The sequence below is a fragment of the Pseudomonas sp. P8_229 genome, assembly GCF_034008635.1.
GTDB lineage: Bacteria > Pseudomonadota > Gammaproteobacteria > Pseudomonadales > Pseudomonadaceae > Aquipseudomonas.
The window spans coordinates 285,440-297,551 of sequence record NZ_CP125378.1; the positions used below are offsets into that span (position 1 = coordinate 285,440).

The 12,112-nt window shown below is 51.3% G+C and carries 11 protein-coding genes; 7 read left to right on the plus strand and 4 right to left on the minus strand.

The annotated features are described in order from the left end of the window. Positions 1–242: 242 nt before the first annotated feature. Positions 243–1,001 carry a DNA polymerase III subunit epsilon gene (gene dnaQ, locus QMK55_RS01050; RefSeq protein ID WP_320328444.1) on the minus strand — a complete coding sequence of 253 codons (759 nt, stop codon included), beginning with the start codon at positions 999–1,001 and terminating at the stop codon, positions 243–245. A gap of 94 nt (positions 1,002–1,095) precedes the next feature. On the opposite strand from dnaQ, the gene QMK55_RS01055 reads away from it, so the two are divergent. From QMK55_RS01055 to QMK55_RS01070, 4 genes are read left to right on the plus strand one after another with little or no spacing between them, the layout of a single operon-like run. Next, positions 1,096–2,349 carry a site-specific integrase gene (locus tag QMK55_RS01055; RefSeq protein ID WP_320328445.1) on the plus strand — a complete coding sequence of 418 codons (1,254 nt, stop codon included), beginning with the start codon at positions 1,096–1,098 and terminating at the stop codon, positions 2,347–2,349. Continuing rightward, positions 2,346–3,947, plus strand: coding sequence for a hypothetical protein (locus QMK55_RS01060; RefSeq protein WP_320328446.1), 1,602 nt, complete (start codon positions 2,346–2,348; stop codon positions 3,945–3,947). Before QMK55_RS01055 ends, QMK55_RS01060 begins: the two co-directional genes overlap by 4 nt. A 1-nt stretch (position 3,948) precedes the next feature. Further along, positions 3,949–5,994 (plus strand): hypothetical protein, encoded by a 2,046-nt coding sequence (locus QMK55_RS01065; RefSeq protein WP_320328447.1) that lies wholly within the window; start codon positions 3,949–3,951, stop codon positions 5,992–5,994. Continuing rightward, positions 5,987–6,400 carry a hypothetical protein gene (locus tag QMK55_RS01070; protein ID WP_320328448.1) on the plus strand — a complete coding sequence of 138 codons (414 nt, stop codon included), beginning with the start codon at positions 5,987–5,989 and terminating at the stop codon, positions 6,398–6,400. Before QMK55_RS01065 ends, QMK55_RS01070 begins: the two co-directional genes overlap by 8 nt. 297 nt (positions 6,401–6,697) lie before the next feature. Here QMK55_RS01070 and QMK55_RS01075 read toward each other — a convergent pair whose 3' ends face one another. Beyond that, positions 6,698–7,249 (minus strand): Imm57 family immunity protein, encoded by a 552-nt coding sequence (locus QMK55_RS01075; RefSeq protein ID WP_320328449.1) that lies wholly within the window; start codon positions 7,247–7,249, stop codon positions 6,698–6,700. 246 nt (positions 7,250–7,495) lie between these two features. On the opposite strand from QMK55_RS01075, the gene QMK55_RS01080 reads away from it, so the two are divergent. Both QMK55_RS01080 and QMK55_RS01085 read left to right on the plus strand, forming a co-directional pair. Continuing rightward, positions 7,496–7,843 (plus strand): helix-turn-helix transcriptional regulator, encoded by a 348-nt coding sequence (locus tag QMK55_RS01080; RefSeq protein WP_320330233.1) that lies wholly within the window; start codon positions 7,496–7,498, stop codon positions 7,841–7,843. Positions 7,844–8,056: 213 nt separating this feature from the next. Continuing rightward, positions 8,057–8,788, plus strand: a complete 732-nt coding sequence (locus QMK55_RS01085; protein ID WP_320328450.1) for a hypothetical protein — start codon at positions 8,057–8,059, stop codon at positions 8,786–8,788. 183 nt (positions 8,789–8,971) lie between these two features. Here QMK55_RS01085 and QMK55_RS01090 read toward each other — a convergent pair whose 3' ends face one another. Together QMK55_RS01090 and QMK55_RS01095 are read right to left on the minus strand one after the other, a co-directional pair. Then, positions 8,972–9,718: a hypothetical protein gene (locus QMK55_RS01090; RefSeq protein ID WP_320328451.1), complete on the minus strand. Its 747-nt coding sequence runs from the start codon at positions 9,716–9,718 to the stop codon at positions 8,972–8,974. A gap of 65 nt (positions 9,719–9,783) precedes the next feature. Then, a complete protein-coding gene (locus QMK55_RS01095) occupies positions 9,784–10,089 on the minus strand; it encodes a hypothetical protein (RefSeq protein WP_320328452.1) in 306 nt (101 codons plus the stop codon). 790 nt (positions 10,090–10,879) lie between these two features. Here QMK55_RS01095 and QMK55_RS01100 point away from each other — a divergent pair. Then, positions 10,880–12,007: a ParA family protein gene (locus QMK55_RS01100; RefSeq protein ID WP_320328453.1), complete on the plus strand. Its 1,128-nt coding sequence runs from the start codon at positions 10,880–10,882 to the stop codon at positions 12,005–12,007. Positions 12,008–12,112: the final 105 nt, after the last annotated feature.

Below are 12,112 nucleotides of genomic sequence, written 5' to 3' on the forward strand. Positions count from 1 at the left end.
GCTCAGTGTCCTGAGGCGGCGGATGAATGTCTGCCAATGCACTCAGGGTAGAGGGTTGCCGCGAAAGTGGCGAGGGTGGCCAGTTGCTCCCATCGCGTGAGCAACTTTGTGGCGGCCCCGTTCGACTGCGTAGCAGTCGCAAGACCAGCAGCGCATCTTGCCCGGAAAACCCAGGGGCCGCTTTGCGGCCCAACGGGGGCAAGCCCCCTCGCCACAGATCATCTGCTCAGAGGTAGTTGGTTTTACGCCTGCGCGTCCGCTTCGGCGATCTGCGTCCACAACGCCGGGCCGCCAGCGGATTTGGCGATGATTTCCAGCCGCACCTGATGCGCCGCCAGTTCTTCTTCGGTCGCACGAATGATCCGCGCTGGCTGACGATCGGCCGGCAAGCGGCGGATTTCGGTAGCGGAGTTGTCCGCGCCCTCGCCCGTGCCATTGCCGTCGGAGGCATTACCGGCCAGCGACAGGCTGGTCTGGCCACCGGTCATGGTCAGGTAGACGTCGGCGAGAATCTCCGAGTCGAGCAAGGCGCCGTGCAGTTCACGGCCGGAGTTGTCGACGCCGTAACGTTTGCACAAGGCGTCAAGGCTGTTGCGCTGCCCCGGGTGGCGTTCCCGGGCCATCATCAGGGTGTCGAGGATGCTGCAGTGCTGCGTGATGTCAGCGCGATCGTGCTGCCCCATCAAGGCGAATTCGTTGTTGATGAAGCCAACGTCGAACGCCGCGTTATGGATGATCAGCTGCGCGCCTTTGATGAACTCGAAGAACTCGTCGGCCACTTCGGCGAAACGCGGCTTGCCGACGAGGAATTCGTTGGTGATGCCGTGGACGCCGATCGCGCCCTCGTCACTTTCGCGATCCGGTTGCAGGTAGACGTGAAAGTGCCGGCCCGTCAGGCGCCGACCGATCAGTTCGACACAGCCGATTTCAATGATCCGGTGACCATCGGTCACCGGCATGCCGGTGGTTTCGGTATCGAGTACTACTAACCTGTTAACCATAAAGAGTAAATAACCTCGACCTAGAAGCCCTATGGTAGCAGCCCTTGAGGGAAATCTGCTTCCAAAATCTGGCTGAAAAATGTAAAAACCAAAAATGAAAAATACAAAGTCCGATCAAAAACGTAAACAGACACTGAAGGTGAAGGATCACATTGCCAGGAACGGCAGGCGATTCTCCCTCCTTTATGATACCGATGGTGACGGTTTTCCGCTGTTCTATCCAACAGCCTACACGAGCCTTCGGACGGCCAGCCTGACCGCGAACACTCAAAGGGCGAACCTGTACGTCCTGAAAAGCCTGTACACCTGGGCTGATGAGCAAGGCATAGACCTTGAGCTACGGTTCGCCACCAAGAAGCTTCTGTCCTTGCCAGAAGTGGAGTCTCTGACCCAGCACATCTCGGTTAGCAGCCGCGAGAATGATGGCTCTCAGGTGACGGGCAGACGCATCAACAACTCACTGAAGGTGCTTGCCCTCTATCTGTCCTGGCTCTTTGGGCGCCTCACCCAGGACTCGAACGCACCGGAAAACTATGCGCTCATCGAAAAGCTTGAGAAGAGCCTGCTGGAACGTAAGGTCAAGTCTGGTTCCCCAGCAGCCGCAAAACAGAAGCAGATCGACAAAAAGCTGAATGAGGTCACTCGCGAAGCGCTGCTGGAGATGTTCTCCAATCCATACGATGACGACGCGACCGCATTTGATAAGGGCATTGCCTTTCGCAACGCGCTGGCACTCTACATTCTTTACGACTCGGGCATGAGGGCTGGAGAGCTTTTAAGCCTGAAGTTAGAGCATTTCCTTCCCGCCCGGGGTGGTGATCATGCCTACCTTGTTGTTGAGCGCAACCATGATGATCGTTACGACCGCCGTCAAATGCAGCCTGTCGCAAAGACATTAGGCCGAGACATCGCAATCTCTCCCCAACTTGAAAAGATGATCCTTGAATATTTGGGGACTTGGCGTGCCGACATTCCAAATGCGGGGTTTGAGAAGACCGCTTTCATTTTCGTAAAGCATAAAAAGGGACAGGGCCAAGGACGAGAGATCACTCTGAATACTTTCAGAGCTGCTCTCACGGAGATGATCAAAAAAGACGCGCGCCTGAGGCACCTTCACCCCCACTTGCTTCGCCATGACTGGAACTATCGCTTCTCGCTTAAGTGTGAGGCAGAGGGCATGAGTGAGGCGAAAGAACGTTCTGACAGAGAGTATCTCATGGGGTGGGCGCCAGGATCAGAGTCCGCCAAAATCTATGATCGTCGTTACGTGCGCGAGTCCGCATTTAAAACAGGTTTGGCAATTGCGGAAGATACAGCAAAAGACAGTAAAAGCAGGAAGAACAAATGAGCGCCCGTGAAAAGCTTGAAGTACCGACACAGATACTGGCCACACTTGAAAAATTTGATAAAAGCAGCGTTAAAAACAAAAGAGGCTATATAGCAGAGTTCAACGGTGACCATCTAAACCTGGTCGGCCACTATGGGATGAAGATCACATCGATTCTCACCATGGACGAAAAAACCGTTGAGGGTTTTAAATCAATGGTAATAACAGTTGGCCGCACCGGAAAGCTGTCCGCCAGCACAATGCGTAACGAAATTCGCTGCCTAGTAAAAGTTTTGCGAATCAACCCGACATCAACTTTCACACCAGAATCCTATTCGAAACTTATTGATGGTGAAAACGATAAAACGGCCAATGAAATCGGAAACATGTTAATCACTTGGCATTCACTAGGCATCCCCGGTGTTAGTGACGAGGTGATTGACACTGTTCATAGACTTCAACGCCCCTACCATAAGCCGAACAGTAGAGCCATCGCGGGAAATATCGATACAGGCTGGTACTCGGAACAAGAGTATGATGACTTAGTCAGTACGATGTGGCACGACTATGGCACGGGGCGGATTAGCTTGCAAAATAGCGTAGCCACGCTATTGAATGCTCAATACGGCAGACGCCCAAAACAACTCTCATACCTGAAAAATATGGATTTTGAGTCTGAGGGGTCTACCTTTGGTGTATCTGGAAAGCGCGTATCCTTTCCTAGCGTAAAAGATGAACACTCCGGAGAGTTTCGCGACGGAAAATCTGAAGTTCACCCAATGGGTGATGACCTCTGGAGCATCTGTCAACTTCAAATTAAAAACTCCATCGAAGCCTTTGAGAATTTCTTTGGAAAAACTTTAAGCGAGATCGAGCGAGGCCAGCTACCTTTTTTTCTTACAATTGATAAGCCGGCGCTTAGAAAAAGAAAAAAGTTGGCAGATAAATATGCAGCAGGCGACGAATACTACTACTCGTTAATCTGGCATAAAAGCGCGTCTTCAATCTCCCAAATCCTCCAGAGGAAAGATGGTAGCCCTGTATTCTCCGAGAGGACAGGAGAATTGCTTCACGAATTTGGGTATCGGATGCGGCACACGCGCGCCCGTCAATTGGCAAGGTTGGGAGTGCCGAGGAAGGTTCTTCAGTATTGGTTGGGTCACGAGTCCCCAATTTCTCTCGATTCTTACTATGACGATCCAGCTGAACGCGCGCGAACCCTCAACAACGACGTTGGGACACTGCTTGCTCCTCTGGCACAAGCATTTAGCGGCGTAATCAGGGATGACGAGTCCCACGCTATCCGAGGCGATGATCCGACCAGCCGAATTGAGCTGGATGGACGCAAGGGTGTGGGCACTTGCGGCGAATCAGGATTTTGCTCCGCTTCGGTGCCGATCCCCTGCTACCGCTGCAACAAATTTCAGCCCTGGGTGTACGGGCCGCACGAAGAGGTATTGATTCGGCTCATTGATCGCCAAGAAGAAGAAAACAACATCCACTTGCCGAGCAAGTCGCGCCGCATATTGGCACCTCTTCAGCTTGACAAGGACATCAGGGCCGTAAAAACGGTTATTGCATTGTGCGAGAAGCGCAAAGCTGAATTGGAAGAAAAATAAAATGTTAGTGCCAACGCCTTTCAAATCAAAAGCCGCTATCGCGAACGCTCAAAACCTTGCCAACTACATTTTCAACGCAAGGCATGTGAACCCGACATATGCCAGCCTCCCAAGCTTTAACTGGAACGACAACGTATGGGCACTGCCTCGTGGCAGGCTTCGCTTTTTGAACTTGCAGAACGCAGGTCTGCATAAAAGCGTCATGCCCTCGGCGAGCCAACAACTAGCACCAGAGTTCATTGAATTCGCCAAGGCTTACATCGTGGAAACGCGACGAGGAAGCGCCACAAAGGTGCCCGCAAAAGACTTCTCTATAATAATGGTCGTTGAACAAGCGCTCAATGAAGTAGACGGCTATGCAGACATTACTCGGCTTTCGGAGCAGCACCTTGATCGCGCCTCTGCCATCATCAAGGAGACCTATGTCGATCTTTTAGGTATGGGCGCGGCGCTAAAAAACTTGGTTGATGAAGTCACCAAGCACAACATCACCTCTAGCGGCATTCGCCACTGGCAGCACCCTTTCCGAGGCCTACGAGAACCTGGCGCTACCTACGACCGAGAAACGAAGCTTCCCCTTGACGAAACTCTGTTGGCGCTCGCCGAAATCTTTGCAAACGGCCACACAGGTGATCTGAATGATGAGGCAACCTACATCACTAGTATTACGGCCATCTTCCTTTCGGCCCCTTTTCGCATCAATGAACAGAGCTGGCTGAAGCCCGTATCGCTCGAAGAGGATTTCGACACCCTCGGTCAACCTCAGAAATTCCTGCGGCACTACTCTCCAAAGATAAACAAAATTGTCACGAAAGAGATTCCGCAAGTGATGGCAAGCCACTGCGAAGAGGCTTTCCGACGCTTGGAAAAAATCACTGAAGAAGGTCGAAAGCTCGCACGCTATTACGAATCAGGCGCGAAGGACTTCTATCCGCACGAAACCTGTCCTGATGTTCCCCCTAATCAGGTTCTGACACGCGACCAAGCCGTCGCAGCACTGGGTCGCCCTACCCTCAAGTCAGCAGAAAACCTGATGAAATGGATGGAGGGCCATCGGAGGTTGGCAGGGTGGACGCTTAGGACACTATGGGCATCCGTGGTTGAGTATCACAAAAAGAACAACCCGTTCTTCCCTTACCAGGTAGACCCGAGGCTCTGTTCCATCACGCCGCCCAAAATGTCGGAATCACTTCTTTGCTTCCGCGAATTCCAATTGGCGGATGGCTTTGCGACGAGCCCGATTTTCCTGGCCCCCATCAATGGTGATTACTACAACAAGCGTCTGTCTCAGAACAACGTGAGCAAGCTCAATGGCAAGACGTACCCTTCCTTCTTGCACCGGCATGGTTACGAAAACATCACCCTGAAATCCCATCAACTCCGGCACTTCTTAAACACCGCCGCTGAAGAGGCGGGTGTTGCCATCGAAAGAATTACTGCATGGAGCGGTCGCGCATCTGTCCAGCAATCACGCACGTACATGCATAAAGACCCGAAGCGGACTGCGAGGGAAATTGGCGATCGTTTGATACCGGTGACGGATACCACGCACACCCCTATCACGGAGGAGGAATACAGCATCCTCGGCAAGGGGCCCCACATAACGACCCGGTATGGTATCTGTACTCATCCATGGACGGTGTCGGCCTGCGAGAAGGCTGCGGACTGCCTGAATTGCTCAGAACTGCTGCATTGCAAAGGGCACAAGAACTCTCTAAAGGCCGTGGAGCGCGAGCGTGCGCATGTCGCGGAAAACCTGGAGGCTGCACTCAAGGAAATCGAGGCAGGCAATCGTGCGGCAACGCGTTGGGTCGATCGGCATCAACTGTATCTGGTGCGCCTGGATGAGATTGTGGCGATGCACAAGAATCCAGCGATTCCGGATGGTAGCCCGGTGCAGATGGTGGGTCATGACTTCACACACGCCAAGCGCATACTGACGACCAAACACCCTGAACTGCTTGAGTCCAGTGGGCTCAGTGACGTCTACAGCGACGATTTGTTAAGCTGCCTGAAAGAATTGATGGAAGAAAACAACGATGCCTAGCGCGTTCACCGCGAAGGAGCTTAAAGCTATAACGGCCATTATCAGAGAGTGGCCGTCGAAGAAAAAGCTGACTTGGGAGGCTATATGCGAAGCCTCTCAATCGGCCTTAGGCTTTGTTCCGACCCGCCAAGCGCTGGCTGGAAAAGCATTGGTTGTTAACGCTTACAAAGTCAGAAAAGCGGAGATCACTTCAGACCGAGATCGCATGGCAAGTATGCCATTGCCGAAAAGCCTCAGCGCTGCAGCGGAGCAGATTCTCAGACTGCAGGAAGAGAATAATCGGTTGAAAAAAGAACTCCAGCTCATGGCCGAAACTGCTCAAATATTCATTCACAACGCTGCGTTGAATGGATTGACTCGGGACAAGCTGATGAACCCGATTCCTAAGCCGGATAGAAAAGGTTAGCCAGGAGAAGGCTGGTAGTCTTTTAACCTGAACGGGTGCCAGCTCATCCTTTAGCTGGCACTGTCGAATTTAGCTTTCAGTCAAATTGAGACCTCACCATGTCCCAAAACAGGCGCGTTTAGCGATGCCCCGATTGCGCCTGTTGAAAAATGAATGGCAGCGCGGCGAAAAACAAAACGCTCAAAAGAGCGTTCGCATAGGTTTTGTCGAAAAACAACCAGACAGAAGCTGCCGCCAGTGGAATACATAGCACAATTGACACCAGCATTGTTATGGCAACTTACCTCTATTTTTAGGTCATTGCTCGCATTTAACACCTGCCACAATTGCTTTTAGGTAATCGTTTCTAATCATATCAGCCTCGTGTTCAGTACGGCATATCTGTTCGACACTGATATCTGGAACAGCTCTAATCTCTACCTTTTTCAAGTCAAAAAAAGTTTCTCTACAGTGCTCGACCGACTGTTTTGCGCTTATTTTTGAAAAGTACAAAGCAATCTCTTTCCCTCGAATCAAAACTTGACAGCCGAGCTCTTCAGAACCAGCTCCATCCAAGCGCGTACCAAATAAGTTAATTAAAGCAAAACTTGCCTCATCGCTTTTACTTATACCCAGCAGTCCAATTGCGACCTCCAAAGCCCCATTCTCAGAACAAGCATCTCCACACTGTTCTTTTCTAAACCTAACAACAGGGCTCATTGCTTTTGCCATTTCGGCCATGATCACCCTTTCAGAAAATCTGACCTGCTTGGACTCATTTTCAGCTCTGACATCGCTTAAAGTTGAAGCCTCTAAGCTCAGAGAGCAACCTAGGATCACAACAGAACTTAGGATTTTTATAAATTTCATGGCACCACCGCGATGGATGTGAGGGCTAACGTTATCAGCAACATAGAAGTGAAAACGCTCCCACTGGCAGCCATTCACTTTTACAAACACCCGCAAATAATGTGCTTTCGATCAGCGCATTTTAATGCACCAACACCTGCAACTCATCGCACACCAGTGCATTATAATGCTCTACGCGAGTGCATTTCGCTCAATCTGGATACGCCTGCTGTATACGCCTGAAGAATAGAGGTCGATGTGAAAGAGATGACTCTGAAAGAACGCAAGAATTACATTCAAGCAGTGGCCGAGGAGGTTGCCCGGGGGAAGCTATCGCTCGGTGGCGCCGCCAAACGACTCCGTGAAAATGTTCTGGGCCTAAGCCAAGAGAGTTTCGCGATGGCCTGCAAAATTTCAAAGCGTACTCTGTCGCAGCTGGAGGTCGACAGCGGCAATCCGACTGTCGCGACCCTAGACGCAGTATTCAAGAAATTCGGCCTTACGGTAAGCCTGGCTCACCTTAGCCCTGTAGAGCTCAATGCCGCAGCCGCCAAGAAAAACATGGGGGATTTTGGCGCTCCCACCGCCCCTTCTGCGCGACCTCCCTCCGCTTAATAATGTGCGCTGATTGAAGCGCGCCAACCACCTACTTTCAGAGAAAGCCTCATGGTCAGGCGTGATTACACTCCGCCCCTCTCCGACGCCAACACCAACACCAACACCAACGGTGGCCCAGTGAGGGTCACCGCAGTACTCAACGAGCACGCCGATCGCAACCTGCCTCCGACGAACCACCCAACAACATGCAGACACGAATAAGGGATTGAAATGACTGAAGAAGCTCAAGGCAAAGGCAAGCTCGATGCTGCTCAGGCCGTGTCCATTGGTTTCATTGAAAAGGCCTGGGAATTCAAATGGGGTATCCAATTGATCTACATCGCGCTCTATGCCGATACAGTGCTGGCTTGGTTTCTTCACAAGAATTTGCTGTCGGTTACTACGAACACCACACATATATGGGAATCGATTGGCGGCCTCCTCATAGCTGTTGCGGGATTTTGTCTCACCGTTTCGCTCATCATCCCAATGGTTTCTGGGCTACTGAAAGCGGTCGTTATGGAGTTCGCGCCCAATTTTCTCTTCAGTGCATTCCGGGAACGCGGCGCCGAGCCTGATGAGGTATCGCTCCACTATCTGCACACCGAAGCATTACGGACGAACGATGATTTCCTGATGACTATCTATCGGGAAAAGAGCTCCATCTGGAATCGCAAGCTACGCGATCAGCAACAAGCGGCGACCCTTCTCATTGGCCTGATGTTGTTAACAATTGCGGATATCTGGGCGGGTTATACATCTGACACCCAGACGCTGATCCTATGGGTCGCCCGAGGCTACGAAGTACCGTTCTACCTATATCTGGCCCTAGCAGTATTCACCCTGCCCGTCTTTGCGATTCTCACGCCGTGGCCTCGGGCCTATGTCTATCATCCGCGCCTACGCCGAAAACAAGATCAGGAAAACAAGGAGCTGTATGGCTCAGATGGGATTACTCGATAGGGGTAATCCACTTTGATCCTGCCGAAATGATGAAAGCGCAGACGACGTAACGGAGGATTGGGCAACATAAGTGGTTGATGACATTGCCCAGCGCCTACCGAACCTGGAGATGCCTTGGGAGGTGGCTCTCCCTAATCGGTCGACTAGGGAGAGCCACTCCTCCTTCCCGTGTTACCGACTTCGTCAGGCTGGAGGATCGATCAAACGAGGGAAATGCTTCGACAGGATGGCTTGAACGACCCAGGGTACCTCAGCATACGCCTCATCGTCCAAGTAGCTGGAATCGACTGGCAGCACACTGAAATCCTTGAACTTGTCCTCTCGGATCTTCGTGGCTTTCGCCGAGAGATCGTACTCAGCCCGGATCATAACCTTCTTACTGCCGCCCAGATTCCAGAATTCCTGAAGATTTTCTACTTCACTTCGGAACCAAAAGCGTACCCAGCGCGCCCGATAATTCTTGACGGGTTTAAAGTCTCTGGTGGCAAGCATGGCAATGATCACTTCATGCTCTTTGATATCTCGGTACTTCCAGACGCCTCTTGCATCCACTTCCTGCAGGGCCTTGGCGAAATCGTTAGCATCGACGGTGCGAACATATTTTTTGAACTGATGCCAATGGTATGTCCAGTTCTTGAAAAATCTCTCGCGCAAAGATCTCGCAGCCTCAGTGTCCGGCAAGGTTTCGGTAAGCACCTGATACCGAATGGCACCTTCACTTTTAATAGGGCACACGGGTGAGTTTGGATCTCGCCGATGCGCAAAATGAGTTTTAACGCCTGGCTTAGGATCAAGATCTCCCTTTACCGTTAATGGCTGCTCACAAGCGGGGCAACGCGCATCGCCGAAGGAAGGCGTCGTACGGATCAGATGGATGTAGTCGCGGATGTGAATAGATTTCGGCTCAAACGGGTGAAATGCCTTAAACATTTGCAGCTCCGACAGGATGGATCCAAAATCCTGCCAGCCCCAGCGTACGTTGGCAACTTCAATTCTTACCTATGACGGAGGCGTTTTTTTCGTCTGAGTTGACCTTCATCACGGCGCCCCTGTTTGTAGCCTAGGAGGTAATAATCACGGCAAAGCCATCCGGCGTTATGGATAGCGAAGTCGGGTATGTCGATAGGCATCGGGCCGACATAGGATTTCTTGCAATCAGGATGGCCAGCCCTGGTAACCCGGTAGAGTTTTAAGTACTTCCCCGAGACGCCGAAGGACTCATCCTGCTCGGCAACCTCCACCTGCCATCCAAATACCCTAAGCAAATCAATATTCAATTTCTCTACATCTCTATTTTCCATAATATTTCTCTCTGACCGTGATTTTGCCCTCCCTTTTACTATGGCAACGGAGACTTTCTCTGAGCAACTCCGATCCGAACTTTTTATTAAACCGTGGTGCATCAAACCAGATTGCTCAATGGTCGGTTGGTGACTATGTCGCTTCTTTATTCAGCCAAGTGCAGTTGAGTCAGATGAATCGACACCATTTTATCTCTAGGAAGCAATCTTTCGCTCTAATCTCTCTCCTGATATATCGAAAGAGCCGGAGTCGCTCTTGCCGAAGGCCGCAGGGCGTATGAGCACGCCAAAACTTACTCTGAAGAAAATCATCCACCCCCTGCTTATCAACCACGTCTACCCGTAAAACTCGCAACAGTCCTTTCGGAACATGCTGAGTGATAGCGATCCTCCACGGATTGAAATCGATACAGGTAGCAGGGGGAAGAGGCGTATAGGATCTTGGGTTGCCTTTTACCGCAGGGAGGCCATACCAGGCGACCACAATGTCCACACCGGTTTTAGTAATGCTGCCGGCGAGATTCGTCTGCTGATTCCATAGATTCATACAGGCGTCCCCGTTCAGAGGGTCTCCACTCACGGGGTTGAAATAACCATCGTGCAAGATACGTAACGCACATTCGATGCTCGTCCTGTGCCGGTAAATGGCAGTTGGCGTAAGAGCCATACCCCTCCCCCTCTTTTGAATTACAGACAAACCGTGACTGAGCTAGGAGCAATGCTCCTAGTTTTTTTCGCCTGGCGACATTAGCTAGTCTTCCTATCACCAAGACACGGCCAGGGAAGACAAATGAGAGACGAGCTTCGCATATTACTTAGAACACTTCGCAAATCAGCAAAGATCAGCGTCGCGCTAGCAGCGAAGCGAGCATTTGTGGACGAGCGGACTTGGCGCTCCTGGGAGACCTTGAAAGGCGCAAAGTATGACCGCCAGCCATCCGAAAAAGCACTGTGGAGCTTCTTTCAACGCTCCGGAATCGAGATACCTCCAGAGTTCACAGCTCATCCGAATGGAAAACCACTGGGGCGTGTGATCTCTATCACCAGCTACAAAGGTGGTGTTGGCAAATCCCCCATCACGATTAACGTTGCAGCACAACTGGCGGCGCAGCACTCGAAGGTTGCTGTTGTCACAGACGACGGGGTTTTTCGCGGAATGTGCAATGACGGTCGGGGGCCGGCTCCTGGCACCCAAGTCAGCAAAATTGACTTTTATGATGAGCTCGACCTTGTAACGTCTCCGGAGGATCTCAAAAAGATGAAAAAAGAGATTCGCGACAACGTCACGCTCTTGCCCATTGAAGAGCAGCCGATGAGCAAATTCATCTACGGCCACCTCATCAAGGACGTTGACCGAAAAGCATTAGCTACCGAACGGCTTAGCGATCTGATCACTCGATACGACTACGTTTTTCTAGATATCAACGCGAAGACCGAGCTGATCCGTAGATACGCCGACTTGGTGGCGATTGTTCTGGACAGCAACTGCTACTACTCAATTCAGAGCGCGGAGGCGTTTCTGGCAGCCCAAAGAGCCATCAAGTGTCGTAAGGTTACGCCAGCCTATTTTGGGCTGATTACCAACTGCGATGTGGGCGGTGTCAGCAGAGAGCTGCAAGAGTTCGTTGGAGACCTCCCGGGCTTGAGCGATAAGACTCGTGATGATCTTCAGCAAGCCAAGCGCGAAAATTATCTGCGTCGTGAACGCTTAAACCAAATCATTCATGAACTGGATTTGCCGATGCTGACAACGGAAATGACAGCATCTCACAAGATCGCCATCGAGCTTTATAATGAAGGTCGGAATTTTTTGGATGGGTACTGCTATTTCCATTCGCTCATCGATGTAGCTCCGCACTCACCTGCTGCCGGGGAAATCCGCCGTCTCACATCAGAGCTGATCAATTATCGAGTATAAGGCCTTGGTGTGGGCAGCTAATTATCCTAAAAAAAAGTCGAACACCGACAGGTGTTGAACATTTGTCAACCTTGTTCGGATTGTACATCGTGAGTATATACTAAC

Coding starts and splice junctions, on each gene's coding strand:
- QMK55_RS01065 (WP_320328447.1), top strand. CDS start 3,949: ATGTTAGTGCCAACGCCTTTCAAATCAAAAGCCGCTATCGCGAACGCT.
- QMK55_RS01080 (WP_320330233.1), top strand. CDS start 7,496: ATGACTCTGAAAGAACGCAAGAATTACATTCAAGCAGTGGCCGAGGAG.
- QMK55_RS01085 (WP_320328450.1), top strand. CDS start 8,057: ATGACTGAAGAAGCTCAAGGCAAAGGCAAGCTCGATGCTGCTCAGGCC.
- QMK55_RS01070 (WP_320328448.1), top strand. CDS start 5,987: ATGCCTAGCGCGTTCACCGCGAAGGAGCTTAAAGCTATAACGGCCATT.
- QMK55_RS01060 (WP_320328446.1), top strand. CDS start 2,346: ATGAGCGCCCGTGAAAAGCTTGAAGTACCGACACAGATACTGGCCACA.
- QMK55_RS01090 (WP_320328451.1), bottom strand. CDS start 9,718: ATGTTTAAGGCATTTCACCCGTTTGAGCCGAAATCTATTCACATCCGC.
- dnaQ (WP_320328444.1), bottom strand. CDS start 1,001: ATGGTTAACAGGTTAGTAGTACTCGATACCGAAACCACCGGCATGCCG.
- QMK55_RS01100 (WP_320328453.1), top strand. CDS start 10,880: ATGAGAGACGAGCTTCGCATATTACTTAGAACACTTCGCAAATCAGCA.
- QMK55_RS01075 (WP_320328449.1), bottom strand. CDS start 7,249: ATGAAATTTATAAAAATCCTAAGTTCTGTTGTGATCCTAGGTTGCTCT.
- QMK55_RS01055 (WP_320328445.1), top strand. CDS start 1,096: ATGAAAAATACAAAGTCCGATCAAAAACGTAAACAGACACTGAAGGTG.
- QMK55_RS01095 (WP_320328452.1), bottom strand. CDS start 10,089: ATGGAAAATAGAGATGTAGAGAAATTGAATATTGATTTGCTTAGGGTA.